Here is a 25,632-nt window from a genome sequence, read left to right as displayed (position 1 = left end):
GCCGCGCCTGGCGTGCTGAGGCGGGCGGCGTGGGTCAGTTCGCTGCGGCGTCGAGGGCTTCGAGCAGCGCTCCGGCGGCTGCCGCGGGATCATCGGCCTCGGTGATGGCGCGGACCACCACAATCCGGCGCGCACCCGCCAGCACCACCTGCTCCACGTTTCCGAGGTCGATGCCGCCAATGGCGAACCACGGCACGGTGTTGTTTGACGCTGCAGTGCTGTCCGCCGCTGCAGTGCTGTCCGATGCTGCGCGCAGAGTCGCGTCCGCGGCGTACTGCACCAGCTCCAGCCCGACGGCGGCGCGTCCCGGCTTGGTGGGTGTGGCCCACACGGGACCCACACAGAAGTAGTCCAGCCTGTTGCCGGCGGCCGCGGACGCGATGGCGGCATCCACCTGCTCCGGGGTGTGGGTGGAGAGCCCGATCCGGGTGTCCCCGCCCAGGAATTCCCTGGCCGCTCCGACGGGGAGGTCCTTCTGCCCGATGTGGAACACCGGGGCCCCGGAAAGCGACGCGAGGTCCGCCCGGTCATTGACGGACCAGAGCCGGCCGTGGCGCTGCGCCGCCTGGTTCAGGATGTCCAGGAGCTCCAGCTCCTCGGTTGCCTCCAGCGACTTGTCGCGCAGCTGGATGATGTCCACACCGCCGGCAAAGGCCGCGTCCACAAAGTCCGCGAAGTCGCCGCGCTCCTGCCGGGCATCGGTGCAAAGGTACAGGCGGGCAGCGGTGGGGAGGGCATCCTGGCTCATGGCCCCAGCCTAGTTCCTCTACACTGGGCGCATACCGCGGGAGCCCGCCGCCGCACGCCCCTGGTGTCCGGAGCGGCAGGCTGAGAGGGCGTCAGAGCCGACCGCTTGACCTGATCCGGTTAGTACCGGCGTAGGGAAGGAATACCCCATGGGCACCACACCCGTCCCGGGCCCGGCCGCGGCCAGAGATGCTCCGCCGACTGCAGGGGCCGCTGATGACGCCGAAGCCCGGAAATGTTACGACGTCGCCGTGATCGGCGGCGGCGTGGTGGGGCACGGGATCGCGTGGGCAGCGCGGCGCTCAGGCCGGACGGTTGCCCTGATCGACGACGCCCCGGGCAGCGGCGCCAGCTGGGCAGCCGCCGGCATGCTGGCCCCCGTCAGTGAACTGCACTACCAGGAGGAAGCCCTCCTTGAGCTGATGCTGGAGTCCTCCCGCCTCTGGCCGGACTTCGCCGCCGGACTGGAGGGAACCGGACTGGAGGAAGTTGAACTGAAGCGCAGCGCCGGGGGAGCGGGGAACAGCACCGGCTACCTCACGACGCCGACCCTCGCCGTGGGGGCCGACGCCGCCGACCGCCGGGCGCTCGCGGACCTGCGCACCGTGCAGCGGGCCTCCGGGCTGGCGGTGGAGCCGCTGACCGTCCGGGAAGCCCGCGTCCGTGAACCCCTGTTGAGCCCCGGCATCTCCTGCGCCTTCGACATCCCCGCCGACCATCAGGTGGACCCCCGCCGGCTGCTCGCCCGGCTCCGGGAGCTCCTTGCCGCGGACAGCCGGCACCGGATGGTTCCCCGGCGCGCGTCCGGGCTGTTCTGGGAGGACGGGAAGGTCGCTGGGGCGACCCTCGCCGGCGGGGGCACCGTCCTGGCTGCCGAAACCATCGTCGCCAACGGCCTGGGCGCCGGCGCGCTTGAGGGCCTGCCCTGCGGTCTCCGCCTGCCGCTCCGGCCGGTCCACGGCGACATTCTCCGGCTCCGGGTGCCGGAAAAGCTGCGGCCGCTGCTGACCTCCACCGTGCGGGGACTGGTCCGCGGGGTGCCCGTCTACATCGTGCCCCGGCAGGACGGCACGGTGGTCATCGGAGCAACGCAGCGGGAGGACGCCCTCGGCGAAAACGTGCAGGCGCCAGCGCCCGGCCACGCGGCGGACGGCCCTCCGGCCGGTTCAGCTGTGTCCGCCGGCGGGGTGTACCAGCTGCTGCGGGACGCCCAGCAGCTGGTCCCCGCCGTCGCCGAACTGGAGCTGCTGGAAGCCACCGCCAGGGCACGCCCCGGCACCCCGGACAATGCGCCGCTGCTGGGCCGGGTGGCGGAGCGGGGCGGGACGGGGGACATTGCCGGGCTGGTCATTGCCACCGGCTTCTTCCGGCACGGCGTCCTGCTGACGCCCGCGGCCGGCGAGATCTGCCGGCAGCTGCTGGACGGCACCGAGGACCCCCGGTGGTACCGCTTCCGGCCGGACAGGTTCGCCGCCGGCACGCTTGCCGCTGACGGCAGGCCCCTCGGCGTCCCGGCCGGCGCCACGCGGGACCCAGCATCCACCAGCACACACTCCACCCCCGAGCACAGCAAGGACACGGCATGAACATCACACTCAACGGAACCGGGCACACCGTGCCTGACGGCGCTTCGGTAGGCACCCTGGTCAGCCGGGTCACCGGCCGGAAGCTCGCCCCGGACGGGCAGTCGGCGGACGGCCGGAAGCTGGGCGTCGCCGTCGCACGCAACGCGGAGGTGGTGCCCCGCAGCCAGTGGCACGGCACCGCGCTCGCCGACGGCGACGACATCGAGCTGGTCACGGCGGTGCAGGGAGGATGAGCAGCGTGCAGGAAAACACGGTGCAGGCAGCGGGCGCGGCGCCGGACACGTTTACCGCGGCCAAGGATCCGTTCATTGTCGACGGCGTGCAGCTGGGGTCGCGGCTGATCATGGGCACCGGCGGGGCACCGAGCCTCGACGGGCTGGGGGCGGCACTGCTGGCGTCCGGCACCGAGCTGACCACCGTCGCCATGCGCCGCTACTCCACGGCGGAAACCGGGTCGCTGTTCCAGTTGCTCCTGGACCACAACATCCGGGTGCTGCCCAACACCGCGGGCTGCTTCACCGCCCGGGACGCGGTGCTGACCGCCGAACTGGCCCGCGAAGCCCTCGAAACGGACTGGGTGAAACTGGAGGTCATCGCGGACGAGCACACCCTGCTGCCGGACGCCGTCGAACTCGTCGAAGCCACCGAGCAACTTGTGGGCCGGGGGTTCAAGGTCTTCGCTTACACGAACGACGATCCCGTCCTTGCCCTGCGGCTGGAAAATCTTGGCGCAGCTGCGGTGATGCCTCTCGGCGCGCCCATCGGCACCGGCCTGGGCATCCTGAACCCGCACAACATCGAACTGATCGTTGCGCGGGCCTCCGTTCCCGTGGTGCTCGACGCCGGGATCGGCACCGCGTCCGACGCCGCCCTGGCCATGGAGCTTGGCTGCGACGCCGTCCTCCTGGCCACCGCCGTGACCCGGGCGCAGAATCCGGTGCTCATGGGGGAGGCCTTCAGGCACGCGGTGATCGCCGGTAGGCTGGCGAAAAGGGCCGGCCGGATTCCGCGCCGGGAGCACGCGCTGGCGTCCTCCGCCATGGAGGGCCGGGCGGAATTCCTTTAGGCCCCGCCGGACCACTCAGTAGAAGGGAGCCTGCCATGGCAGCCGCAGAGGACGTCCTCACCGAGAGCCAGATCGACGCGGCCCTGGCCGGGCTGCCGGACTGGCGCCACAGCCTCGGCGCCCTGGCCACCGTCTACAAGGCGCCGACGGCGGCCGCAGCGCTGGAGCTGATCGCCGCCGTCGGGCGCCTGGCCGAAGAGCAGAACCACCACCCCGACCTGGACTGGCGCTACCGGAGGGTCTTCCTGCGGTACAGCTCCCATGACGCCGGGGGCAAGGTCACGCGGCGGGACGTCGCCGCTGCAACGGCCGCCGCGGCCGCGGCCGCCCGGATCGGCGCCGTCGCGGAGCCTCCGCCGCAGTAGGCGCGCGCCCTTCCGCCGGCGGACGGCGGGCCCTAGACGAACTGTGACCGCCACCCGGGCGGGTGGCGGTCACAGTTGCGGGGCTGCTGCCCGGCGAAGTGCTAGGCGCGCAGGATGGCGGTGAGCCTGGCGGTGTCGCGGCCGGTGCGGGTCTTGCCCAGATAGAGGACGGCCGCCACGGCTGCGGCAGCGCCCAGGACCATCGGCAGCACCCAGGGAATCCACGTCAGCCCGGGCTGGTAGCCCAGGCCGGCGGCGATGAGGATCATCCAGCTCACCATCCCGGCGGTGAGTGAGACACCCGCCGGGACGGCGATGCCGTACTTGGCGTGCCGTTTGTCATTGGCCCACACCACAAAGCCCGCGGCCACGGTCACCAGGGCAACCACAATCAGGGAAAGCACGTTTGGACTCCTCGCAGATCTGGGAACCGGGTCAGCAGCGGCCGGTGGTGCTAGAGCGCGCCGAAACCGACGCGGCGTACTTCCTGGGCGCCGATTTCAACGTAGCCCAGCACGTTCGCGGGAACGATGATCTGGCGGCCCTTCTCATCGGTCAGGCGCAGCTCCGTGCCCTTGGCAATCGCCTCGCCCACCACCTTGGCCACAGCGTCGGCATCCTGTGCCGATTCCAGGACAATCTCGCGGCCGATGTTCTGAATGCCGATCTTTACTTCCACAGCAAGGCCTCCCAGCCAATCAAAGTCCAACAAAAATCAAGGACCAACAAAATCAAAGCGTTAACTCTATTTGTAGTCTAGGTTTCCTTCGGGAAGCGGGAGATTCCGCGCCAAGCTAAACGGTAGATCAGGTCGCTGGCCACATCGAGGTCAAGATTGCCGTCGGTTTCCAGCCAATACCGGGCGCTGACATGCGCCAGTCCGGCGAGCCCGCGGCCCAGCAGCTGGGACTCCAGTTCGGGCAGCTTCGTGTCTTCGGCAATGACCCGGGCGACGGCGTCGGCGAAGGTCTTGTTGAACGTTTCCAGCCGGGCGCTGACGTCGGGGTCGTTGACCAGGTCGGACTCGAACACCAGGCGGTGGGCCTGATCGTCGCTGGCGATGAAGTGGAAGTACGCCCGCATGACGGCCTGGACGCGCTCATCGTTGTCCGTGGTCGAGTTGAGGGCTCCCAGCAGGAGCTCGGTCAGCTTGCTCAGCTGGCTCTCCAGCAGGGCGATGTACAACTCGCGTTTGGACGGGAAGTGCTGGTACAGCACGGGCTTGCTGACGTGGGCGGTCTCGGCGATCTCGTCCATGGCGGCACCGTGGTACCCGTTGGCGACGAACACTTCCTGGGCCGCCGCGAGCAGCTGCGCCCGGCGTTCATCGCGGGGCAGCCGCGCCGACCGCTGCCCGCCCCGTGCCGGTGCCTCCGGCGACTTACCTGCGTGACCCCGCTCAACCGGTGCCTGATGAACCACTGTCGGCCTTCTTTCGCTTGCTGTTACTCCTACTTTACGTGGCAGTAATATGACCTGGCGGCATCTTCGGGCATAGATTGAAGTATGGCTTCCAAGAACACCGCGCATGCAGCCCCCGCAACCCCGGAACCGGTGCCCGGACCGCTGGTGGAGCCGGCGGATGGCCTGAGCTCGGAAGAAGTCGAACGCTACTCCCGGCACCTCATCATCCCGGAAATCGGGGCCGTGGGGCAGCGCCGCCTGAAAAACGCCAAGGTCCTGGTGATCGGCGCCGGCGGGCTCGGCTCCCCGGCCTTGCTCTACCTGGCCGCCGCCGGGGTGGGGACCCTGGGGATCATCGACGACGACGCCGTGGACCTGAGCAACCTCCAGCGCCAGGTCATCCACGGGGTGGCGGACGTGGGCCGGCCCAAAATCGAGTCCGCGCGCGACGCCATCGCCGCCCTGAACCCGCTCGTTAAGGTGCAGCTGCACAACGTCCGCCTCGACGCCTCCAACGCCCTGGAACTGTTTGCCGGGTACGACCTCATCCTCGACGGCGCCGACAACTTCGCCACCCGCTACCTCGTGAACGACGCCGCGGCGATCCTGGGCAAGCCCTATGTCTGGGGATCGATCTTCCGCTTCGACGGACAGGTCAGCGTCTTCTGGGAAAAATACGGCCCCACCTACCGCGACCTGTACCCCGAAGCCCCGCCGGCAGGCTCCGTGCCGTCCTGCGGCGAAGGCGGCGTGTTCGGCATGCTTTGCGCAGCCGTCGGCTCGCTGATGGTGACGGAGGCCGTCAAGCTGATCACCGGCGTCGGGCGGTCCCTGCTGGGCCGCGTGGCGCTCTTCGACGCCCTCGGCGGCTCCTGGCGCGAAATCAAGGTTTCCCGCGATCCTGAGGCGGAGCGGATCACGGAACTGACGGACTATGAGGCGTTCTGCGGCATCGCACCGCCCGCCGAGGCGGGCACCGAGCACACCGTGACGGCGACGCAGCTGGCCACGATGCTGGCCTCCCGCACCGCCGGGCTCAAGGACTTCCACCTCGTGGACGTGCGCGAAAGCGGGGAATACGAGGTCGTCCGGATCGACGGGGCGGTGCTGATCCCGCAGGGCCGGATCCTCGCCGGGGAGGCATGGCAGGAGCTGCCGCAGGACACGGACATCGTGTTCCACTGCAAGGCCGGCACCCGGTCCGCAGCTGTCCTCGCCGCTGCCCGGGCCGCCGGCTACGAACGGGTCAGCCACCTCGACGGCGGCATCCTGGCTTGGGTGCGGGACGTTGAGCCCGGGAAGCCGGTCTACTAACGGATCAGCCGGTGTCTGCCGCGGCAAAGGGCGTGACGCGCCGGGCCCGCGGGCCGGCGTGTGCTATCCGGCGGCCCGAAGTGCGGCTGCGACGGGCGCGGTTCCGTCCTCCAACGCGAGGGCGGCCGCCAGCCGGCGTGCCTGTGCGGCGTACCCCGGCGCCGTCGTCGCCTGCGTGATGGCGGCAGCCAGCCGTTCAACCGAAAGTTCCTTGTAGGGGACCGCTGGCGGGCCCGCGCCGAGGGACGCGATCCGCGCGGCCCAGAACGGCTGGTCCGTGTAGATCGGCACGCTGACCGTCGGCACACCGGCGCGGAGCCCGGCCGCGGCGGTCCCGGCCCCGGCGTGGTGGACCACCGCGGCCATCTGCGGGAACAGCCATTCATGCGGCACGGCTCCGACGCCGATGGCTCCGGGATCGGAGACACCTTCCACGCCCTGCAGCACCGCGCGCACGCCCGCGCGGCGGGCGGCGTCGAGCATAAAATCCGCGTCCAGGGCTGCGCTGCTGCCGAAGCCGACGAAGACCGGGGGCGGTCCGTCCGCGAGGAACCCCAGCAACTCGGCGGATGGCTGCCAGCCCGGCTCGGCCCCGGGCCACCAGTAGCCGGTCAAGGCGAGTCCGGACCGCCAGTCCGCCGGGCGCGGCAGGACAGTGGGGCTGATGCCGTGGAGGATGGGGCTGTTGGCTTTTCTGCGGTGCCGCTCGGCGGCGGCCCGGGATTTTGTGTCCAGTCCGAGGTCTTGGCGGATGCGCGCTGCCGGGGCGTCATACGGCGCCTTGCCGGCGGAGACCAGCGAGCCGAGCAGTTTATTGGCAACCGGGCCCAGGCTGCGGGCGGTCCCCAGGACCACGGGCGGGTAGGCGCCGCTGGGTTCGCTGGGCTGCAGGTGGGCGCCGAGGGCGGGGACGCCAAGAGCCTCGGCGACGTCGTAGGCGAACGGGGCCACCGCATTGGCCATAATCACGTCGGCGCCTGCCTCGGCCGCGGCCACCGTACCGGCTGCGGCCAGGGCGAAATAGTCACCGAGTTCACGCAGATACCAGCGCAAATCTGCGCCGGTGGCCTTCTGTCCGGGAGGCGCGGGGCTGACCAGGTGGCTCATGTCCCCGGGCAGTTCGCGGTACTCGCACCCAGCCGTGGTGACCAGCGGCGCATAGGCGGCATCGGCCGCGATGGCGACGTCGAAGCCCAAAGGCCGCAGCCTGCTGCCCAGCCCCGCCATCGGGGCTACATCGCCCCGGGTCCCGGGCGTCACCATAAGTACCCGCATGCCGTTCCCTCATTTCCCCTAATTGCAATCAGTGTTCGCAGTTAAAGATAGAGTGGAATGGGTACTGGGACAAGTGCAGTTGACGGGATGAAAGGCGGGACGGAGTTGCCATTAAATGACCCCACCGATATCTGGCGGCGGCCGGAGCGCGCGGGCGTCGGCCCTAAGCCGGGGCACTCGCGCCAGGAAATCGCGCTCGCGGCGGTAGCGATCGCCGACCGGGACGGCCTGGCAGCGGTGTCCATCCGGGGCGTCGCTGCCGCTGTCGGGGCCGGTGCCGCGTCCCTGTACCGCTACGTGAAATCCCACGACGAACTCGTCGAACTCATGATGGACACGGTCAGCGGTGAATACGGCGTCGGCCCCTCCGCCGGACCGCCGCGGGCCCAGCTGCTGGATCTGGCGTTGCAGGGGCGGGCCGTCATGCACCGGCATCCGTGGCTGGCCCCGCTGCTGCTGACCCGGCCCTCGATGGGGCCCAATTCGCTCCGCTACCTCGAGCGGGCCCTGGCTGCCCTGCAGGCGGTGGACATGCCCGGCCCCGCCAAGCTGCAGACTGTGGCCATGATGACGGCCATTACCTCAGCCTTTGTGCAGAATGAGCTGGCCGCCGTGGCCGGGACTGGCGACGGCGCCGCACCGGCACGCGCGCGGTACGTCACCGAGGTTCTTATGTCCGGGGATTACCCGCTGCTTGCCGGCGCAATGACCGGGCAGCACGAACCCGAGAGGCCGGAAGAAGTATTCACCAGCGTCCTCACCACTTACTTGGCGGGCGCGGGGGTTCCGGCCTCGGGTACGGCTTGAGTCCGGCTGAGCCTGCAGCTTGGCCTGCGGTTGGACCGCCACGGCGTGCGGGGGAGCGGCGGTCCGCTTAGGCAGTGTGCCGGCGGGCTTCGTCCCCGGCATCGTGGACAACGGGGCACTCGGCGGCGGGCTTTGCAGCGGCCGGCTCCACGGTGATGCCGTACAGCGCCTCGAGGGCGGCGACGTAGTCCTCCTGCTGGCCGTTGGAGGCCAGCTCGCGGGCCCGGACCGTGGGGACGTGCAGCAGCTGCTTGACCATGCGGCGGAGGGCGAACTCCACCTCTTCGGCCGCGGCGGTGCAGCCGTGGCGCGCCCGGACCTTCTCCATTTCCGAGTCCAGCACATCCATGGTGTGGCGCCGCAGGGCGACGATGGCCGAGTCCACCGAGCGGGCTTCGCGTTCCTGCTCGAAAGCGCTGGCCGCGCCGGCCACAATGCTGCTGGCCTGGGCCAGCGACTCGGCCTGTTCCTGCGGGGCGGCCAGGCGCACCGATTCCAGGGTGAGGAGCTCGACGCCGTCGAGCGAACCGACGGCCGGATCAAAATCGTGGGTGAGGGCGAGGTCGATGGCGATCAGGGGCTGGGGCGAGTCCGCCCGGATGGCGGCGAGCTCTGCGGCCTCGACGCGGGTGTCCGCGCCGCTGCAGCCGATCATCACATCGGCGGCGGCAACGGCGGCCGGAAGCGTTTCGGCGTCGAGCGCCGTCCCGCCCCGGGTGGCGACAAAGCCGGCGGCGCGGCCGGAGGAGGAGTAGACGGAAACGTCGGTGCAGCCACGTTCGCGCAGGAGCGACATGGTGGCGCCGGCGTACGCTCCGGTGCCGAAGACAACAATCTTCTTGGCGGACCAGTCGGGATTTTCGGAAAGTTCCGTGGCGAGGTCGAGGGCCACGGAGACGACTGACAGGCCGCGGGCGCCGAGGGCGGTCTGCGCCCCCACGTCCTTGGCGGTCTTTGACGCGGCCTGGAACAGCCGGACCAGGCCGGAGCTGGCGGTGCCCTCGTGCTGGGCGGTGATCAGGGCCCGGCGCACCTGGCCGGCGATCTCGCGTTCGCCCACGACGGCGGAATCGAGCCCGGAGCTCACCGAGAACAGGTGCCGGGTGACGTCCGGGCCCGTGTGGGTATTAAAGGACCGCGCGACGAGCTGTTCGTTGAGTCCGGTGGATCCGCTGAGCTGGGCAATCAGGGCAGCCCGGGCGCTGTCGACGTCATCCGGGTGCGGGGCTTCGCCGTAGATTTCGAAGCGGTTGCAGGTGGAAAGGACAATGGCGCCGGCGACGGCCGGCGATCCGGCAAGGGCGGATGTGGCGAGCGCTGAAGCGCCGGTGCTCAGTTGAGCAACGGTCTCGAGGTCGATGTCGGCGTGAGTCGCCACCAGAGAAAAAAGAACCACAGCAGGATCATCATAGCTTTTTCGTTCCCCCGTAGAACAACTGCGCGGGGGTGTGACCGCACACGCAGGGATGTGATTCCGGCCACGGGCAGGAGCCGCGCGCGTTCCGGCCGGGCCGCAAGGCACTGCCGGTGACAGGCTGTCGTTATCTTTTGGAGCCGATTTTCGGCACAATCGGAGTCATGACTCCTAGCACTGCGGCAACTCCCCAAATCTCCGGCCTCGGCGCCGGGCACCCCCTGATGGACGGCCGCACCGCGGGTTCCCCGCTGATCACCGCCTACCGCGGCGGCAAGCCCTCCCGCCGGCCCGTCTGGTTCATGCGGCAGGCCGGGCGCTCCCTGCCCGAGTACCTGAAGGTGCGCGAGGGGGTCGCGATGCTGGATTCCTGCCTCCGGCCCGAACTGGCCGCAGAAATTACCCTGCAGCCGGTCCGCCGGCATGACGTCGACGCCGCCATCTTCTTCTCGGATATCGTCATCCCGCTCAAGCTGGCGGGTGTGGGGGTAGACATCGTCCCCGGCGTCGGCCCCGTGCTGGACGCCCCGGTCCGCACCGCAGCCGACGTCGCGGCCCTCCCGCAGCTGACCTGGGAGGCGCTGGAACCGATCCGCGAGGCCGTCCGGCTCACCGTTGCCGAGCTGGGCAGCACACCGCTGATCGGCTTCGCCGGCGCGCCGTTCACCCTGGCCGCCTACATGGTGGAAGGCAGGCCGTCCCGCGACCACCTCGGCCCGCGCACCATGATGCACGCCGACCCCGAAACCTGGACCGCGCTGGCGAACTGGGCCGCGGACGCCTCGGGCATGTTCCTGCGTGCCCAGCTGGAAGCCGGCGCCTCCGCGGGCCAGCTCTTCGACTCGTGGGCGGGTTCCCTGGGCCTTGCCGACTACCAGCGCTTCGTCGCGCCGGCCTCCTCCCGCGCCCTGGACCACGTCCGGGGACTGGGCGCCCCGCTGATCCACTTCGGCACCGGAACCTCGGAGCTGCTGGTCGCCATGCGCGACGTCGGCGTCGATGTCGTGGGCGTGGACTACCGGCTGCCGCTCGACGAGGCCAACCGCCGGCTGGGCGGCACCGTGCCGCTGCAGGGCAATATCGACCCGGCCCTGCTGTCCGCTCCGTGGGAGGTGCTGGAGGCGCACGTCCGCGACGTCATCGCCGCCGGCGCGTCAGCCCCGGGCCACGTGCTGAACCTCGGCCACGGTGTGCCGCCGGAGACGGACCCCACCGTGCTGACGCGCGTGGTGGAACTCATCCACTCGATCTCCCCGGAGTAGGCCATGGAGGCAGCCGCCGCGCCCGTCACACCTGGCCGGACAGCCGTGGTGGTGGGCGGCGGAATCTCCGGCCTGCTCGCAGCCCGCACGCTGGCACAGGCTGGTGTCAGCACCACCGTGCTGGAGGCCGCCGCCACCTGGGGCGGCTGCGTCGGCAGCCACGTGGTGGCAGGCCTCACCCTGGACAGCGGCGCCGAGTCCTTCGCCACCCGGTCCTCCGCGGTGGCGGATCTGGCGGCAGAGCTGGGCCTTGCCGGCGCCATCGTGACACCGAATCCAGGTGGCGCCTGGGTGCAGCTGCCCGACGGCCCCCGCGAACTTCCCCGCACCGGGGTGCTTGGCATTCCGGCCAGCCCCTGGGACCCGGAAGTCCGCCGCTCCCTCGGCCTGGCCGGCTCGCTCCGGGCCTCGCTCGACAGGCTGCTGCCCGCGTCCGTGGGCACCCGGGAGCAGGCGACCAGCGTCTCGGCGCTGGTCCGGGCCCGGATGGGCCGGCGCGTGCTCGAACGGCTGGTGGCGCCGGTGGTCGGCGGGGTCCACTCCGCAGATCCGGACGTCCTCGACATCGACATGGTGGCGCCCGGCCTGCGCGCCGGGATCAGGAGCCACGGATCCCTCGCCGCCGCCGTCGCCGCCCAGCGCAGCAGGGGAATCCAGCGCAACCGAGGGCCGGCCCCGGCGTCGTCCCGGATGTCGCCCCCGGCGGGGCTGCAGAAGGCGGGATCGGCCGTTGCCGGGCTGCGCGGCGGGATGCACACACTCATTTCCGCACTGCTCGCCGAGCTCCGCGGCCAGGGAGTAACGCTGCTCGCCGGAACCCGCGCTGACTCTGTGGAGCGCACCGCCGGCGGCTGGCGGGTATCCGCCGGCGGCACTGCGCACGACGCCGGGCTCCTGGTGGTCGCGGTGGAAGGACCGGCCGCCGTCGAGCTGCTCGCCGGGGCCCTGCCCGGGCTGGCCGCCCTCCGTCCCGACGCCGGGCCCGACGTCAGCCTCGTCACACTTGTTGTGGACCTCCCGCAGCTCGACGCCAGGCCGCGCGGCACCGGCGTCCTGGTCGCGCCGCAGAGCCCGGGAATCCAGGCCAAGGCCCTCACCCACGCCACCGCCAAATGGGGCTGGCTCGCGGAGCAGACCCGCCCCGGTACCCACGTCCTCCGGCTCTCCTACGGCCGCGGCGACGCACGCCACGGCGTCCGCCAGCGGCCGGAGCCCCGCACCGACGGCGAGCTGTTCCAGGCGGCGCTGCAGGACGCCTCAGCCCTGCTGTCCGCGCAGGTCACGGCCGGGAACGTTGTGGACTGGGACGTTGTGCGGTGGGGCGGCGCCCTGCCCTTCGCCTCGCTCGGACACAAGCAGCGCGTGGCCGAGGTGCGCGGCATCTGCGCCGCGGACGGCACCGTGGCCGTGGTCGGCGGCTGGCTCTCCGGCAACGGGCTCGCGGCGATCGCCGCCGACACCCCGGACCAGGTCCGGCACCTGCTGTCCTGAGCGTCTCCGGCGCGCCGCCTCGAGGCGTCGGAACAGCCGCCGGAACAGGCGCCGGTCCGGCCGCCGGAACACGCCGGAACGCGCGGCGGATACCCGGAATCCGGGGGAACGGCAAATTTTCCCCCGCCCGCCCGGGCGGCTAGGCTCGATGACCATGGTTACGCACAGGTCCCACGTTAAAAAAACGCAGGCCGGCCGCCATGGGGGACTCCGGCGCAGCACGGCAGCTGCAGCGCTTGGAGTGGTGCTGGCACTTTCCGCAGGCGCTCCTGCAGCGCACGCTGCCGCGGGCGCACAAACATCCGCTCCGGCCGCGGCACAGGTGCTGTCCCTCGACCTCAACGGTCTGGTGGACGGCCTCTTCGGCCCCGCGAAGCACCCCTCGCCGACTCCCTCACCCTCGGGCTCCTCACCGAAGCCCACCCCCTCCGAGGACCCGGACGACCCGGACGATCCGGAGCCCAGCCAGCCCCCAAGCAAGTCCCCGCCGCCGTCGGTCACCCCGCAGCCTGTTGCGCCGCCCGCCGCCCCGGTACCGGCCCCGACCGCTGCGCCGCAGCCGGCAGTACCCGCCGCTCCCGCTGCTCCGGCCGTGCCCGCCCCGGCCGCGCCGGCCAAGCAGCCGGCACCGGCCGACGCCGTCCCCGTGACGGAGGTCCCGGCCGGCACCCCCGCCGCGGAGGCTCCGGCCCAGGCCCCCGCCCCGGCGGCCGCTTCCCCGTCAGCTGCGTCCCCGTCAGCCGTGGCTGGCACGGCGACACCGTCCGCCACGCCACGCTCCGGCAGCACCTCCATGGAGGCGACGTCCACCCGTGAACCGGCCGGCCCGTCGCCGCTGCTGGGCCTCGGCGTCGGCCTTGTTGCCCTGTCCCTCGTCGCCGGCGTCGTGGTCCTGCGGATGCGCCGGGCCTGAGTCCCGGCCCGGCACCCCGGAGGAGCCCCAGCCCCAGCGACAGAGCAGCCGGCTTTGTGAAATAAAGCACTTCTACGCGCTGTAGAAGTGCTTTATTTCGACTTAGCTGAGGGGAAGGGGCAAACTGGTATCCATGAGCCACACTTCTGCCGAAACTGTCACTAAAACTGAAACAGCCAGCGAAGAATCAGGGGAGCAGTTCTTCACGCTCTGGACGGTTTTCAAGCGCTCCGCGGACGTGCTCCGCAGCACCGATGCTGCCGCCGAGTTCGACGCCCTGACGGCGCGGCTGGCCGAGGCCGGTGTGGTGCACCGCGGCAGCTACGACGTCTCCGCCATGCGCGCAGACGCGGACATCATGGTCTGGCTCCACGGTCCCCAGCCCGAAGCCCTGCAGCGGGCCGTCCGGGACATCCGCCGGAGCAAACTTTTCACCGGCACCGAGATTGCCTGGTCCGCCATGGGCGTGCACCGGGAGGCGGAGTTCGCCAAGAACCACACGCCCGCTTTCTCCCGGGGCGTTGAACCGGCGGAGTGGCTGTGCGTCTACCCCTTCGTCCGCTCCTACGAGTGGTACCTGCTGCCCGACGCCGAACGCGGCGCCATGCTCCGCGACCACGGGCTGCTGGGCCGCGACTTCCCCCAGGTCATCTCGAATACCGTGTCCTCCTTCGCCCTGGGCGACTGGGAATGGATCCTTGGCCTCGAGGCCCCCGAGCTTGTGGACCTCGTGGACCTGATGCGCCACCTGCGCGCCACCGAAGCCCGCCACCATGTCCGTGAAGAAGTCCCGTTCTACACCGGCCGCCGCGTGAGCGCAGCCGAGATCGCCGAGGTCCTGTCATGAGCCCGCTGGAAAACCAGTCCACCGCCGCCGCCACGTCCCTCAACCCGGTGACCGAGGCCGGCCGGATGGCCCCCAAGGACTACGACGCCGTCCTCCTCGCCTCCTTCGGCGGGCCCGAGGGCCAGGACGACGTTATTCCGTTCCTGCGCAACGTCACCCGCGGCCGCGGCATCCCGGACGAGCGGCTCGAAGAAGTTTCGCACCACTACCGCGCCAACGGCGGCATCAGCCCCATCAACGGCCAGAACCGTGCGCTCAAAGCCGGCATCGAGGCCGAGCTTTCCGCCCGCGGAATCAACCTGCCGGTGTTCTGGGGCAACCGCAACTGGGACCCCTACATCCCGCAGACCCTCCAAGACATCTACGACGCCGGGCACCGCAAGGTCCTGATGGTCACCACCAGCGCCTACTCCTGCTACTCCAGCTGCCGCCAGTACCGCGAGGACATCGGCATGGCCCTGACCGAGACCGGCCTCGACGGAAAGCTCGAAGTCGACAAGGTCCGGCAGTACTTCGACCACCCCGGCTTCGTCGAACCATTCATTGAAGGCACCGCGGCCGGCCTCGCCGAGGTCCGCGCGAAACTGGCCGCGGCCGGCACCCCCGACGCGCCGGTGCACGTCCTCTTCGCCACCCACTCCATCCCCACCCGCGATGCGGAGGCAGCCGGGCGCTCCGACGCCGAACCGCGCCGCTTCGAGGAGGACTCCGCCTACGTCGCGCAGCACCTCGCCACCGGGGCCGAGGTCATCCGCCGGGTCGAAGCCGAAACCGGCGACACCGCCCCCTGGTCCCTCGTCTACCAGTCCCGCTCGGGCGCCCCGCACGTGCCGTGGCTGGAGCCGGACATCAACGACGCCATCGAGGAACTCGCCAACCAGGGCGTCCAGGGCATTGTGATTGTGCCGCTCGGCTTCGTCAGCGACCACATGGAAGTTGTCTGGGACCTCGATACTGAAGCCCTCGAAACGTGCGCCAACCTGGGCCTCGCCGCCAGCCGGGTCCCCACGCCCGGGACGCACCGCAAGTTCGTCGCCGGCATCGTGGACCTGGTCTGCGAGCGGACGGCTGCCAACAACATCGCCGACAGGCCGCACCTGACGGACCTCGGCCCCTGGTACGACGTCTGCCGCCCGGGCTGCTGCGCCAACTTCCGCGGCGAAAAGCCCACCATCGCGGGGGCCGACACCACCGTCGGGACCGGCCACGACCCCTACCCGGCAGGTTCCTCCGCTCCGGCAGGCACGGAAGCACCGTGACCGTCCGGATCGGCACCCGGGCCAGCAAACTGGCCCTGACCCAGACGCAGCAGACCGCGGACCAGCTCGCCGCCGTCGGCGGGTTCCCGGTTGAACTGGTCCGCATCCGTACCGACGGCGATGTCCTCAAGGGCTCGCTGTCGCAGATGGGCGGCACCGGCGTGTTCGTCGCCGCCCTGCGCGATGCCCTGCTTCAGGACGCCTGCGACGTGGCGGTGCACTCGCTCAAGGACCTGCCCACCGGGCCGGCCCTCGGACTGAGCCTCGCCGCGACGCCGAAACGCGTCGACGTCCGGGACGTCCTGTGCGCCCGCGACGGGCTCAAGCTGGCCGACCTGCCCCAGGGCGCCACCGTGGGCACTGGCTCGCCGCGCCGCGCGGCCCAGCTGCGCGCCGCCCGCCCCGACCTGGACATCCGGGATATCCGCGGCAACGTGGAAACCCGCCTGGGCCGCGTCCCGGGGCTGCCGGGCAACACCACCGACGCCGTGGTGGACGGCAAGAGCTGCGATCTTGACGCGGTGGTTCTCGCCGCCGCCGGACTGCACCGGATCGGCCGGCTCGACGCGGTCAGCGAGTACCTCGATACCGGGGTCATGCTGCCCGCCGCCGGACAGGGCTCCCTCGCGATCGAGTGCCGTTCCGCCGACGCACCCCGGAAGGCGGGATCCACCGAAGGGTCCCAGGGTGTGCTGGCGCAGGCCCTCGCTGCCCTCGACGATCCCGACACCCGCCTGGCCGTCACTGCCGAGCGGGCACTCCTGGCCCGGCTCGAAGCCGGGTGCGCCGCGCCGGTGGGAGCCTACGCCTACCGCAAGGGCAGCATGCTGCACCTTGAGGCCGTGGTGTGCGCCGTCGACGGGACAGCCACTGTCCGGGACCAGAAGGCCACGGACGGGCTGACCGAGGTCGGGGCCACCCTGCTCGGGATAGAGCTCGCCGAAGTCTTGCTGGCCCGCGGTGCCGGCGACATCGCGGACCTGGCCGCCTCCTGAACCGCGGCGGCCACCAGTCCATGGGACGGCACAGTGCCCCTTCCGGGGACGGGCCGCGCGGAACGCGCGCCCCGTCCGGCGCCCGGGTGCTCGTCGCCCGCAGCCCGGACCGCGCGGCGGAGCTCGTCACCGCCCTGCGCGGCGCCGGTGCCGAACCCCTGCTGCTGCCGCTCATCGACTTCGAAGTCGCCAGCGACCAGCACTCGCTGGATGTCGCCTTCGACGCGCTCGGCGCCGGCGCCTATGCGTGGCTGGTGGTCAGCAGCGTGACCACGGTCCAGGCGCTTGAGGCCAAGGCCGCCGAACGGGGCACTACCCTCAGCAGCTGGCTGCCGGGCAACCTCCTCGTGGCCACGATCGGCCCCGCCACCCGGCGTTTCCTCGAATCCCGCGGCGTCGCCGTCGACCTTTGCCCGACGGGGCAGAAGTCCGGAGCCGGCCTGCTGGACATCTGGCCCGAGCACCAGGGCAGCGTGCTCCTGCCGCAGGCCGATATTGCCGACCCCCGGCTCCGCCGCGGCCTGGTGGCCCGCGGCGCCTCCGTGCAGGCCGTCACCGCGTACCGCACCGTGGACTACCCTGCCGACCCGCGCCGCAGCCTCGCCGCGTCCCTGCCGCCGCAGCGGGATAATACAGAGCGGGACGACGTGGAGCGGGAGAGCCCCGAGCAAGGCACCCCGGCGGCCGTGCTCACCCCGGCCCAGGCGAAAGCCGAGGTCGACGCCGGACGGGTGCACGCCGTCGTCGCCGCTTCGCCCAGCGCGGCACGCCGCATCCATGGGGACCTCGCCCCGCTGGGCCCCTGCCGCTTCGTCGCGATCGGACGGTCCACCGCCGCCGAGGCGGAGACGCTGGGCCTGGCCGTCGCCGCCGTCGCCGACGAACCCACGGCGTCGGGGCTGGTGGACGCCGTCCTCCGGTCCCTGGCCGGCCCTCCTGCCGCCCCGCACCCATCAGCCGCACCGCCCGCCGCCGAGACTCCAGCAAAGGACACCCCATGAGCTTCCCGACCCACCGCCCCCGCCGGCTCCGCACCACCCCCGCCATGCGCCGGCTGACGGCCGAACACCGCCTCTCGGCCGCGGAGCTGATCCTGCCGGCCTTCATCCGCGAGGGGCTCACCGAGCCGAACCCCATCGCCTCGATGCCGGGCGTCCAGCAGCACACCACGGACACCCTGAAGCGCGCCGCCGCCGAGGCCGTGGAACGCGGCGTCGGCGGCATCATGCTCTTTGGCATCCCCGCCGTCCGCGACGCCGCCGGCACCGCCTCGCTCGACCCCGACGGCGTCCTGAACAAGGCCATCCGGGACGTCCGTGCCGAGGTCGGGGACGACCTGGTGGTGATGAGCGACGTCTGCCTGGACGAATTTACGGACCACGGGCACTGCGGTGTCCTCGACGCCCACGGCTACGTGGACAACGACGCCACCCTGGAGATCTACGGCCGCATGGCCGTGGCCCAGGCGGAGGCCGGCGCCCACGTGCTCGGCCCGTCCGGGATGATGGACGGCCAGATCGGCGTGATCCGACAGGCGCTCGAAGACGCCGGGCACGCCAACACCGCCGTCGTCGCCTACGCCGCGAAATACGCCTCGGCCTTCTACGGCCCGTTCCGCGAGGCCGTCGACTCCCAGCTGACGGGTGACCGCCGCACCTACCAGATGGACGCCGCCAACCGCCGCGAGGCGCTCCTCGAGGTGGAACTGGACCTTGAGGAGGGCGCCGACATGGTCATGGTCAAGCCCGCCATGAGCTACCTCGACATCCTCGCCGACGTCGCCGCCATGAGCCCCGTGCCGGTGGCCGCCTACCAGATCTCCGGCGAGTACTCGATGATCGAGGCAGCCGCCGCCAACGGCTGGATCGACCGGCGGGCCGCCATCACGGAATCCGTGCTGGGCATCAAGCGGGCCGGGGCCAACATGGTCCTGACCTACTGGGCCAGCGAACTCGCCGGCTGGCTGAAGGAGGCCCGGTGAACGCCGCGGCCGCACTCGACCCGGCGTCGCCGGCGAACCCCACGGCCCCCGTCGGCCCGGAACGCATCCTGCTGGGACTGAACACCTTCGGCGACGTAGGTGTCTTCCCGGACGGGCACCCCGTCCCGCACGCCCAAGTGCTGCGCCAGCTGCTGGAGCAGGCCGAACTCGCGGACGAGGTGGGCCTCCACGCGTTCGGTGTGGGGGAGCACCACCGCCAGGACTACGCCGTCTCGGCACCCGAGGTGTTCCTCGCCGCGGCGGCCGCCCGGACCAAACGCATCAGGCTCGGCTCGGCCGTCACCGTCCTGAGCTCCGATGACCCCATCCGGGTCTTCCAGCGCTTCTCCACAGTTGACGCCATCTCCAACGGCAGGGCCGAGGTCATGCTGGGCCGTGGCTCCTTCATTGAGTCGTTCCCGCTGTTCGGCCTGGACCTGGCCGACTATGAGGTCCTGTTCGAGGAGAAGCTGGAGCTTTTCGACAAGGCCCGCGCCCAGAAGCCCATCCGCTGGGAAGGCCGCACCCGCCCGGCCATCAACGGACTGAGCGTCTATCCGCCGCTGGAGCACCACCTGCTGCCGGCCTGGATCGGTGTGGGCGGAACCCCTGAATCCGTGCTGCGCTGCGCCGAATACGGGTACCCCATCATCTTCGCGATCATCGGCGGGGAACCCCGGTCGTTCGCGCCGCTGGCCGACCTCTACCGCGAGGCCATGGCCAGGTACGGGCACCCGATGCAGCAGGTCGCCACCCACTCGCCGGGCCATGTAGCCGAAACGGACGAGGAAGCCCGCGAGGAGTTTTTCCCGCACTGGCTGGGCCTGCGGAACCGGCTGGGGGCCGAACGCGGCTGGGGCCCGGGAAGCAGGCGTGAATTCGACGCGATGTGCACCCCGGAGGGAGCCCTGTACGTCGGATCCCCGGAGACCGTGGCGCAGAAGATCCTCCTGCTCAAGCAGAACCTGGGCGTGGACCGCTTCGACCTCAAATACGGCAGCGGCTCGCTGCCGCACAAGGCCATGATGCGCTCGATCGAGCTGTTCGGCACGGTAGTGGCGCCCCGCGTGGCCAGCCTGCTGGCCGCGGCCCCCAACGACTGACGGAACTGAAAGAATAGGAACCATGACTTCCAGCCACCCTCGCAACGAGGCACTCTTCGACCGCGCCCGCCACCTGATGCCGGGCGGCGTCAACTCCCCGGTCCGCGCGTTCGGCTCCGTCGGCGGAACCCCGCGCTTTATGGTCTCCGCCAAGGGCCCGTACCTGACCGACGCCGACGGCGCCGAGTACGTGGACCTGGTGTGCTCCTGGGGCCCGGCGCTGCTGGGACATGCCCACCCGGAGGTCCTCGCCGCGGTGCATGCCGCCGTCGACCGCGGGCTGTCCTTCGGCGCCTCCACGCCGGACGAGGCCAACCTGGCTGCGATCGTGCAGGAGCGCGTTCCCGCCGCTGAGCGCGTCCGGATGGTGTCCACCGGCACCGAGGCGACCATGACGGCGGTCCGGCTGGCCCGCGGGTTCACCGGCCGGAACCTCATCATCAAGTTCGCCGGCTGCTACCACGGCCACCTCGACGGACTCCTCGCCGCCGCCGGCTCCGGCCTGGCGACCCTGGCGCTGCCCGGCTCCGCCGGCGTCACCGCCGCCACCGCCGCCGAGACCCTGGTGCTGCCGTACAACGACCTCGCCGCGGTCGAGGCGGCCTTCCAGGCGCACGGACCCAACATTGCCGCTGTCATCACGGAGGCCGCGCCGGCCAACATGGGCGTGGTCACCCCGGGTGAGGGCTTCAATGCCGGGCTGGCCCGGATCACGCGCGAGCACGGCGCCCTGCTGATCCTCGACGAGGTCCTCACCGGTTTCCGGACCGGCTACGCGGGCTACTGGGGCCTGACCGGCGGGGCGGCCGGCGCCGCCGAGCCGTGGGCCCCGGACCTGCTGACCTTCGGCAAGGTCATTGGCGGCGGCATGCCGACGGCGGCCCTCGGCGGCCGCGCGGATGTCATGGACTATCTCGCCCCGGTGGGCCCCGTCTACCAGGCGGGCACGCTGTCCGGCAACCCGGTGGCGATGGCCGCCGGCGTCGCGACCCTGACGCACGCCACCCACGAGGTGTACTCGTTCGTCGACGCCCGCTCGCTGGAGCTGTCCGCGGCCCTGTCCTCCGCCCTGGACACGGCGGGCGTGGACCACTCGATCCAGCGTGCCGGCAACCTGTTCTCCGTGGCGTTCGGCACCTCCGCACGGGGTGTGCACAACTACGACGACGCGCAGGGCCAGGAGGCGTTCCGCTACGCGCCCTTCTTCCACTCGATGCTGGACTCCGGCGTCTACCTGCCGCCGTCGGTCTTCGAGGCCTGGTTCCTCTCCGCCGCGCACGACGACGCCGCGATGAACCGGATCTTCGACGCCCTGCCCGCCGCCGCCAAGGCCGCGGCCGCTGCCAGGGCCTGACGCCGGAGCCGGGCACAGCAGGCAGGCGCCGGTCCCGGCGTCGTCTGTTAAACACTTTGGGCACCCGCCGCGGCGGGTGCCCAAAGTGTTTAAGCGGTTGTTGCGGCGGGGATTAGAACGCCACGGTCACGTCGCCGTTGGGCCATTCCTTCTCGATGAAGGCCTTGACCTCGGGGGAGTGCAGCAGCTCATCGAGCTTCTTGATGCGGACGTCGTCCTTGGAGTCCTCGCGCCAGGCCAGGAAGTTGGCGTAGGGGTTGTTCTCCACGGACTCCACCGCGAGGGCATCCTTGGTGCTCAGGCCGGCCTTGAGGATGAAGTTGCCGTTGATCAGGGCCAGGTCAACCGACGGGTCCTTGAGGTCGTTGATCAGCAGTTCCGGCTGGTTCTCGGAGAACTTCAGCTTCTTCGGGTTCTGCTCGTCGCTCAGGGTCAGCACGGAGGAATCGTCCTGGATGTCCTTGACCAGGCCGGCAACCTGGAGCACCTTGAGAGCGCGGACCTGGTTGGACGGGTCGTTCGTGATGGCAACCTTGGCGCCGTCCTGGATGTCCTGGATGTCCTGGACCTTCTCAGAGAACGCGGCGTACGGCTCGATGTGGACGCCCTCGCCGTGGCCGAACTTGTAGCCCTTGGTCTGCACCTGGTCTTCGAACCACGGCAGGTGCTGGTAGTAGTTGGCGTCCAGGGAACCGTCGCTGAGGGCCGTGTTCGGGGTCTGGTAATCCTCGATTTCCTTGATGTCGAGCTTCAGGCCGGCCTTCGGGGCGAGGTCCTGGTTGATGAACTCAAGGATCTTCGCCTGCGGCACCGGGCTGGCGCCGACGGTGAGCGTGGCGGGGGTTGCCGGGTCCAGAGTGGTGACCTGGGCGCTGGGGGTGGACGAACCACCGCAAGCCGTCAGCGCCAGGGCAGTGACAATGCCGGTGGCCAGGAGGGAGAGTGACTTACGCATTGGATGCGTTCCTTTCGAAATAGCAGGATTCACGGCCAGGGGGCGTGATCCGCGCAAATGCAGAGGGCGGCTACCCGCTGCAGGGTCGGTGGTATGTGGCGGTCCGCCGGGCCGGGGTGCGGCCCGGGCGGCCGGTGTTGTGGGTGGCTGGCGCCGGGCCCGTCAGCGGTGGTCGAGGCTGCGGGAGATCCGCTCGCCCACCAGCTGGATGACCTGGACCAGCACAATGATCAGCACGATGGTGACGAGCATGACCGTGACGTCGAAGCGCTGGAAACCGTAGTTGTAGGCCAGCTTGCCGAGGCCGCCGCCGCCCACCAGGCCGGCCATCGCGGAGTAGCCCACCAGCGTGACCACCGTGGTGGTGGCAGCCGCAACGAGGGCGGGCAGGGATTCGCGCAGCATCACCTTGTTGATGACCTGCATCTTGGTGGACCCCATCACCTGGGCGGCGTCGATCTTGCCGTGGTGCACGTCGCGCAGGCAGTTTTCCACCAGGCGGGCGAAGAACGGGATGGTGCCGATGGACAGCGAGACGGACGCCGCCACCGGACCCAGGCTGGTGCCGGTGAGGGCACGGGCTACGGGGATGAGCGCCACCATCAGGATGGCGAACGGGATGGAGCGGGTGATGTTGACCACCACGTCGCTGAGCACGCGGTTGGTGACCGGCATCGGGCGCAGCCCGCCCGGTGCGGAGACGTGCAGGAACACGCCCAGCGGAAGTCCGATCAGCACCGTGAAGAAGGACGAGATCCCCACCATCTGGAGGGTCTCGAGAATGGCTTCGGGCAGTGCCTTGGCCAGGACGGGGTTGCTGAAAATGTCGTTCATGAGTTACCTCCCTGGTCGCCGCTGGCGGGGACGGGGGCTGCGGGCGCGGAGTGCGCGAAGTCGGGGTCCGGGGCCGCGGCGGCGGGCGAGCGTTTCGCGCCGATGCCGCGCTGGTGCAGGTAGTCCAGCACCGCGTCGGCGTCGGCGTCTTCGGCCAGCTGCACACGCAGGTGGCCGAACTGCTCGCCGCCGAGGGTCTCGACGCTGCCGGCCAGGACGTTGAGGTCAATGTCGAAATGCCGGGCGACGCCGGTGAGGACGGGTTCCTTGGCGCTCTCGCCGGAGAAGAGGATCTCCAGCACCGGGCCGCGCTGCAGGGCACCGGCCAGGGGCTCCGACGCCGGCAGGGGCAGCAGCGCCCGGGCCAGCTTGCTGTCCAGGTCGCCGGCCACGTCCTGCAGGGCACCGTGTTCCACGATGCGGCCCTTGGCCAGCAGGGAGACGGACCCGCAGACCCGCTTTACGACGTTCATCTCGTGCGTGATGATCAGGACAGTGAGCTGCAGGCGCTTGGTGAGGTCCTGGATCAGGTCCAGGATCTCGTCCGTCGTGGCCGGGTCCAAGGCCGAGGTGGGCTCGTCGCACAGCAGCACGTCCGGGTCCGCCGCGAGGGCGCGGGCGATGCCGACGCGCTGGCGCTGGCCGCCGGACAGCTGAGACGGGTAGGCGTTCTCGAAACCTTCGAGTCCCACGAGCTTCAGGAGCTGGGCAACCTTGGTCCGGATCTGCTCCTTGGGAGTCTTAACGAGTTCGAGGGGGTGCGCCACGTTCCCGGCTGCGGTCCGGGAATCCATCAGGTTCGCGTGCTGGAAGACCATGCCGATGCGCCGCCGCGCGGCGCGGATTTCGGAATCCTTCACGGAGCTCAGCTCGGTGCCGTCGATGCTGACAGAGCCCGACGTCGGACGGTCCAGCAGCGTCAGGCAGCGGACGAGGGTCGACTTGCCCGCGCCCGAGTGGCCGATGATGCCGTGAATCGAGCCCTTCGGCACGGAGAGGGTGACGCCGTCGAGGGCCACCACTTCCTTTTTGCCCTGCTGGTAGACCTTGCGCAGGTCAGTAACTGTGATCATTGATCCCTTGGCGGTTGGGTGCCAAGGCGGCATAACACACGCCCGGCTCTGAACTAAATTATGTCAGGGGGGCAATTCGGCGGCCACTCGCGCAGCATGTTCGTAACAAAGGCGGTTCCGGCGCGGTAAATTCGGCGCAGGCCGTTGCAGGGTGGAAAGGGGGCGGGTGAGGCCCCGGACGGCGGAATCCCCGTTGGGCCGCTCTGTCCGCAGCGCGCCGGAGCGGGGTGTGATTTCCCTCCCAAAGCCCCCGCGGCGGCCGGGGGCTGCGGTAGGTGGCGGGCCGCGGCGGGAGGGGCAGGCGCGTCCCTCCTGGAAGTCCCCGCGGCTAGAAGTCTCCGCGGCTGGCGTCCACCGGCGGCAGCACGGGCCAGTCACCCTCGATCACCGCAGCAGGCTTGGTTTTGCGCAGGTAGTTTTGGAAATCGGTGGCCTGCGCGGAGGCCCATTCGACCTGCAGCTGGTGCAGGTGGCTCGCCGGCATCCGAAGCTTGGGGAACTTCCCTGCCATGGCATCGAGCATCCGCAGGGTGGCCAGGGCATCGGCCGCCGACGTGTGGGCGTTGTCCAGGTCCACGCCGTATTCCTCGCAGAGCGCGGTGAGGGTGCGCTTGCCCTTGCGGTAGCGGTCCACCTGCTTGTTCATGACGTACGGATCCAGGACGGGGAATCGGGTCAGCTGCGGCACGCCGTACCGGGCGGACTCTGCGGCGAGCACGGTGAAGTCGTAGCTGGCGTTGAAGGCAATCACCGGCACCCCGGTGTCAAAGAGTTCCTGGAGCACCGCGGCGACCTCCCGCGTGACGTCCGCGGCCGGGCGGCCCTCGCTGCGCGCCCGTTCGGTGGTGACGCCATGGATGTCGCTGGCCTCCGTCGGAATGTCGACCCCGGGATCGGCGAGCCATTCGTGTTCCTTGATGATCCCGCCGTCGGAATCCACCACGGTGATGGACGCCGTCACAATCCGCGCGGCGCGGGAGTTCCGCCCCGTTGTTTCAAGGTCGAACGCGGCGCGGGGGAGGCTGTTCCAGGTGCTCATGCTTCAACGCTACCTGCTGCCACCGACGCTAAAGTGCAGGCACCGCCGCCCCGCTAGGCTTGTCCCATGCGGATGGAGTATGTGGAGGCTGTGCTGGAGGTCGTCACGCTGATTCCCGCGGGCGCCGCGGTGGCGTACGGCGACGTCGCCGAGCTCCTGGGCTCCGGCGGCGCCCGGCAAGTGGGTGCCGTGATGAGCCACCACGGCAGTGACGTGCCCTGGTGGCGGGTCCTGAAGGCCAGCGGGGACGCACCTCCCGGACATGAACGCGAGGCTTTGACGCGGTACATCCTCGAGCGGACGCCCCTGCTGGGACGCTACGAGGAGTACCTCCGCACCGGCGAGGGCCGCTGGCGCGTGGACCTGATGACCGCCCGCTGGGCACCGGGCGACGGCGAATTCGACCGGATCGACGCCGTGGCCGAGCGGCTGGAGCGGGCCTTGCATAAACTGTCGGTCCCCGATGATGAAATGACAGAGTGAGCACTCCGAGCAAGAACCCCGAGCTTAAGAACTACCAGCTTCCGAAGTACCAGCCACAGAACGAC

The 25,632-nt window shown here is 70.5% G+C and carries 27 protein-coding genes and 1 riboswitch; of the genes, 17 read left to right on the top strand and 10 right to left on the bottom strand.

Annotation, left to right across the window (positions count from 1 at the left end):
- Nucleotides 1–34: 34 nt before the first annotated feature.
- Entirely contained in the window at nt 35–748 is a 714-nt protein-coding gene (thiE, locus tag ACTWQD_RS04925; RefSeq protein ID WP_443195061.1) for a thiamine phosphate synthase, read from the bottom strand.
- A 26-nt stretch (nt 749–774) separates the two neighbouring features.
- Nucleotides 775–903, top strand: a riboswitch (TPP riboswitch).
- Between thiE and ACTWQD_RS04920 the strand changes: the two genes are divergently transcribed.
- From ACTWQD_RS04920 to ACTWQD_RS04905, 4 genes are all read left to right on the top strand, one after another.
- Nucleotides 897–2,333 carry an FAD-dependent oxidoreductase gene (locus tag ACTWQD_RS04920; protein ID WP_443195060.1) on the top strand — a complete coding sequence of 479 codons (1,437 nt, stop codon included), beginning with the start codon at nt 897–899 and terminating at the stop codon, nt 2,331–2,333. (Overlaps the previous riboswitch by 7 nt.)
- A complete protein-coding gene (thiS, locus tag ACTWQD_RS04915) occupies nt 2,330–2,566 on the top strand; it encodes a sulfur carrier protein ThiS (RefSeq protein ID WP_443195059.1) in 237 nt (78 codons plus the stop codon). Before ACTWQD_RS04920 ends, thiS begins: the two co-directional genes overlap by 4 nt.
- A 5-nt stretch (nt 2,567–2,571) precedes the next feature.
- The gene (locus ACTWQD_RS04910) at nt 2,572–3,399 is read left to right on the top strand and encodes a thiazole synthase (RefSeq protein WP_443195058.1); all 828 of its coding nucleotides are present in this window, start codon (nt 2,572–2,574) and stop codon (nt 3,397–3,399) included.
- 35 nt (nt 3,400–3,434) lie between these two features.
- Nucleotides 3,435–3,764, top strand: coding sequence for a 4a-hydroxytetrahydrobiopterin dehydratase (locus ACTWQD_RS04905; RefSeq protein WP_443195057.1), 330 nt, complete (start codon nt 3,435–3,437; stop codon nt 3,762–3,764).
- Between the two features lie 101 nt (nt 3,765–3,865).
- Here ACTWQD_RS04905 and ACTWQD_RS04900 read toward each other — a convergent pair whose 3' ends face one another.
- The 3 genes from ACTWQD_RS04900 to ACTWQD_RS04890 form a co-directional block, all read right to left on the bottom strand.
- Nucleotides 3,866–4,168 (bottom strand): hypothetical protein, encoded by a 303-nt coding sequence (locus tag ACTWQD_RS04900; protein ID WP_443195056.1) that lies wholly within the window; start codon nt 4,166–4,168, stop codon nt 3,866–3,868.
- A 50-nt stretch (nt 4,169–4,218) separates the two neighbouring features.
- Entirely contained in the window at nt 4,219–4,443 is a 225-nt protein-coding gene (locus ACTWQD_RS04895; protein ID WP_066440444.1) for a DUF3107 domain-containing protein, read from the bottom strand.
- 77 nt (nt 4,444–4,520) lie between these two features.
- The gene (locus ACTWQD_RS04890) at nt 4,521–5,264 is read right to left on the bottom strand and encodes a TetR/AcrR family transcriptional regulator (protein WP_443195525.1); all 744 of its coding nucleotides are present in this window, start codon (nt 5,262–5,264) and stop codon (nt 4,521–4,523) included.
- A gap of 6 nt (nt 5,265–5,270) precedes the next feature.
- On the opposite strand from ACTWQD_RS04890, the gene moeB reads away from it, so the two are divergent.
- Nucleotides 5,271–6,482: a molybdopterin-synthase adenylyltransferase MoeB gene (moeB, locus tag ACTWQD_RS04885; RefSeq protein WP_443195055.1), complete on the top strand. Its 1,212-nt coding sequence runs from the start codon at nt 5,271–5,273 to the stop codon at nt 6,480–6,482.
- A gap of 63 nt (nt 6,483–6,545) precedes the next feature.
- Here the strand turns inward: moeB and ACTWQD_RS04880 are convergent, their stop codons facing one another.
- Nucleotides 6,546–7,757 carry a glycosyltransferase gene (locus ACTWQD_RS04880; RefSeq protein WP_443195054.1) on the bottom strand — a complete coding sequence of 404 codons (1,212 nt, stop codon included), beginning with the start codon at nt 7,755–7,757 and terminating at the stop codon, nt 6,546–6,548.
- 105 nt (nt 7,758–7,862) lie between these two features.
- Here ACTWQD_RS04880 and ACTWQD_RS04875 point away from each other — a divergent pair, with 105 nt between their 5' ends.
- Nucleotides 7,863–8,564: a TetR/AcrR family transcriptional regulator gene (locus tag ACTWQD_RS04875; protein ID WP_443195053.1), complete on the top strand. Its 702-nt coding sequence runs from the start codon at nt 7,863–7,865 to the stop codon at nt 8,562–8,564.
- A gap of 67 nt (nt 8,565–8,631) precedes the next feature.
- Here ACTWQD_RS04875 and ACTWQD_RS04870 read toward each other — a convergent pair whose 3' ends face one another.
- Entirely contained in the window at nt 8,632–9,960 is a 1,329-nt protein-coding gene (locus ACTWQD_RS04870; protein WP_443195052.1) for a glutamyl-tRNA reductase, read from the bottom strand.
- A gap of 182 nt (nt 9,961–10,142) precedes the next feature.
- Between ACTWQD_RS04870 and hemE the strand changes: the two genes are divergently transcribed.
- From hemE to hemL, 10 genes are all read left to right on the top strand, one after another.
- Nucleotides 10,143–11,240 (top strand): uroporphyrinogen decarboxylase, encoded by a 1,098-nt coding sequence (hemE, locus tag ACTWQD_RS04865; RefSeq protein WP_066440414.1) that lies wholly within the window; start codon nt 10,143–10,145, stop codon nt 11,238–11,240.
- A gap of 3 nt (nt 11,241–11,243) precedes the next feature.
- On the top strand, nt 11,244–12,731 hold the full coding sequence (gene hemG / locus ACTWQD_RS04860; protein ID WP_443195051.1) for a protoporphyrinogen oxidase: 1,488 nt from the start codon (nt 11,244–11,246) through the stop codon (nt 12,729–12,731).
- 244 nt (nt 12,732–12,975) lie between these two features.
- Nucleotides 12,976–13,644 carry a hypothetical protein gene (locus ACTWQD_RS04855; protein WP_443195050.1) on the top strand — a complete coding sequence of 223 codons (669 nt, stop codon included), beginning with the start codon at nt 12,976–12,978 and terminating at the stop codon, nt 13,642–13,644.
- 133 nt (nt 13,645–13,777) lie between these two features.
- A complete protein-coding gene (gene hemQ / locus ACTWQD_RS04850) occupies nt 13,778–14,491 on the top strand; it encodes a hydrogen peroxide-dependent heme synthase (protein WP_443195049.1) in 714 nt (237 codons plus the stop codon).
- On the top strand, nt 14,488–15,750 hold the full coding sequence (locus tag ACTWQD_RS04845; RefSeq protein ID WP_443195048.1) for a ferrochelatase: 1,263 nt from the start codon (nt 14,488–14,490) through the stop codon (nt 15,748–15,750). Before hemQ ends, ACTWQD_RS04845 begins: the two co-directional genes overlap by 4 nt.
- Nucleotides 15,747–16,745 (top strand): hydroxymethylbilane synthase, encoded by a 999-nt coding sequence (hemC, locus tag ACTWQD_RS04840; RefSeq protein WP_443195047.1) that lies wholly within the window; start codon nt 15,747–15,749, stop codon nt 16,743–16,745. Before ACTWQD_RS04845 ends, hemC begins: the two co-directional genes overlap by 4 nt.
- A 20-nt stretch (nt 16,746–16,765) precedes the next feature.
- Nucleotides 16,766–17,746, top strand: a complete 981-nt coding sequence (locus ACTWQD_RS04835; RefSeq protein WP_443195046.1) for a uroporphyrinogen-III synthase — start codon at nt 16,766–16,768, stop codon at nt 17,744–17,746.
- A complete protein-coding gene (gene hemB, locus ACTWQD_RS04830; RefSeq protein ID WP_443195045.1) occupies nt 17,743–18,726 on the top strand; it encodes a porphobilinogen synthase in 984 nt (327 codons plus the stop codon). The genes ACTWQD_RS04835 and hemB overlap by 4 nt, the downstream gene beginning before the upstream one ends.
- The gene (locus ACTWQD_RS04825; RefSeq protein ID WP_443195044.1) at nt 18,723–19,829 is read left to right on the top strand and encodes an LLM class flavin-dependent oxidoreductase; all 1,107 of its coding nucleotides are present in this window, start codon (nt 18,723–18,725) and stop codon (nt 19,827–19,829) included. Before hemB ends, ACTWQD_RS04825 begins: the two co-directional genes overlap by 4 nt.
- A gap of 22 nt (nt 19,830–19,851) precedes the next feature.
- Nucleotides 19,852–21,183, top strand: a complete 1,332-nt coding sequence (hemL, locus tag ACTWQD_RS04820; protein ID WP_443195043.1) for a glutamate-1-semialdehyde 2,1-aminomutase — start codon at nt 19,852–19,854, stop codon at nt 21,181–21,183.
- 112 nt (nt 21,184–21,295) lie between these two features.
- Here the strand turns inward: hemL and ACTWQD_RS04815 are convergent, their stop codons facing one another.
- From ACTWQD_RS04815 to ACTWQD_RS04800, 4 genes are all read right to left on the bottom strand, one after another.
- Complete coding sequence (locus ACTWQD_RS04815) at nt 21,296–22,138, bottom strand: MetQ/NlpA family ABC transporter substrate-binding protein (protein WP_443195042.1); 843 nt, start codon at nt 22,136–22,138, stop codon at nt 21,296–21,298.
- Between the two features lie 162 nt (nt 22,139–22,300).
- Complete coding sequence (locus ACTWQD_RS04810; protein ID WP_066432690.1) at nt 22,301–22,972, bottom strand: methionine ABC transporter permease; 672 nt, start codon at nt 22,970–22,972, stop codon at nt 22,301–22,303.
- Nucleotides 22,969–24,045: a methionine ABC transporter ATP-binding protein gene (locus tag ACTWQD_RS04805; protein WP_443195041.1), complete on the bottom strand. Its 1,077-nt coding sequence runs from the start codon at nt 24,043–24,045 to the stop codon at nt 22,969–22,971. The genes ACTWQD_RS04810 and ACTWQD_RS04805 overlap by 4 nt, the downstream gene beginning before the upstream one ends.
- A 328-nt stretch (nt 24,046–24,373) precedes the next feature.
- On the bottom strand, nt 24,374–25,084 hold the full coding sequence (locus tag ACTWQD_RS04800) for a 3'-5' exonuclease (RefSeq protein ID WP_443195040.1): 711 nt from the start codon (nt 25,082–25,084) through the stop codon (nt 24,374–24,376).
- Nucleotides 25,085–25,150: 66 nt separating this feature from the next.
- Between ACTWQD_RS04800 and ACTWQD_RS04795 the strand changes: the two genes are divergently transcribed.
- The gene (locus ACTWQD_RS04795) at nt 25,151–25,567 is read left to right on the top strand and encodes an MGMT family protein (RefSeq protein ID WP_443195039.1); all 417 of its coding nucleotides are present in this window, start codon (nt 25,151–25,153) and stop codon (nt 25,565–25,567) included.
- Nucleotides 25,568–25,632 lie beyond the last annotated feature (65 nt).

The sequence above is a fragment of the Pseudarthrobacter sp. 1C304 genome (assembly GCF_052245515.1).
GTDB lineage: Bacteria > Actinomycetota > Actinomycetes > Actinomycetales > Micrococcaceae > Arthrobacter.
Note: the sequence above shows the minus strand (reverse complement) of the source record. Positions and strands in the feature narration are given on the sequence as shown.

Coding starts and splice junctions, on each gene's coding strand:
- ACTWQD_RS04845 (WP_443195048.1), top strand. CDS start 14,488: ATGAGCCCGCTGGAAAACCAGTCCACCGCCGCCGCCACGTCCCTCAAC.
- thiE (WP_443195061.1), bottom strand. CDS start 748: ATGAGCCAGGATGCCCTCCCCACCGCTGCCCGCCTGTACCTTTGCACC.
- hemQ (WP_443195049.1), top strand. CDS start 13,778: ATGAGCCACACTTCTGCCGAAACTGTCACTAAAACTGAAACAGCCAGC.
- ACTWQD_RS04880 (WP_443195054.1), bottom strand. CDS start 7,757: ATGCGGGTACTTATGGTGACGCCCGGGACCCGGGGCGATGTAGCCCCG.
- ACTWQD_RS04905 (WP_443195057.1), top strand. CDS start 3,435: ATGGCAGCCGCAGAGGACGTCCTCACCGAGAGCCAGATCGACGCGGCC.
- hemB (WP_443195045.1), top strand. CDS start 17,743: ATGAGCTTCCCGACCCACCGCCCCCGCCGGCTCCGCACCACCCCCGCC.
- ACTWQD_RS04920 (WP_443195060.1), top strand. CDS start 897: ATGGGCACCACACCCGTCCCGGGCCCGGCCGCGGCCAGAGATGCTCCG.
- moeB (WP_443195055.1), top strand. CDS start 5,271: ATGGCTTCCAAGAACACCGCGCATGCAGCCCCCGCAACCCCGGAACCG.
- ACTWQD_RS04815 (WP_443195042.1), bottom strand. CDS start 22,138: ATGCGTAAGTCACTCTCCCTCCTGGCCACCGGCATTGTCACTGCCCTG.
- ACTWQD_RS04805 (WP_443195041.1), bottom strand. CDS start 24,045: ATGATCACAGTTACTGACCTGCGCAAGGTCTACCAGCAGGGCAAAAAG.
- ACTWQD_RS04800 (WP_443195040.1), bottom strand. CDS start 25,084: ATGAGCACCTGGAACAGCCTCCCCCGCGCCGCGTTCGACCTTGAAACA.
- thiS (WP_443195059.1), top strand. CDS start 2,330: ATGAACATCACACTCAACGGAACCGGGCACACCGTGCCTGACGGCGCT.
- hemL (WP_443195043.1), top strand. CDS start 19,852: ATGACTTCCAGCCACCCTCGCAACGAGGCACTCTTCGACCGCGCCCGC.
- hemG (WP_443195051.1), top strand. CDS start 11,244: ATGGAGGCAGCCGCCGCGCCCGTCACACCTGGCCGGACAGCCGTGGTG.
- ACTWQD_RS04810 (WP_066432690.1), bottom strand. CDS start 22,972: ATGAACGACATTTTCAGCAACCCCGTCCTGGCCAAGGCACTGCCCGAA.
- ACTWQD_RS04795 (WP_443195039.1), top strand. CDS start 25,151: ATGCGGATGGAGTATGTGGAGGCTGTGCTGGAGGTCGTCACGCTGATT.
- hemE (WP_066440414.1), top strand. CDS start 10,143: ATGACTCCTAGCACTGCGGCAACTCCCCAAATCTCCGGCCTCGGCGCC.
- ACTWQD_RS04835 (WP_443195046.1), top strand. CDS start 16,766: ATGGGACGGCACAGTGCCCCTTCCGGGGACGGGCCGCGCGGAACGCGC.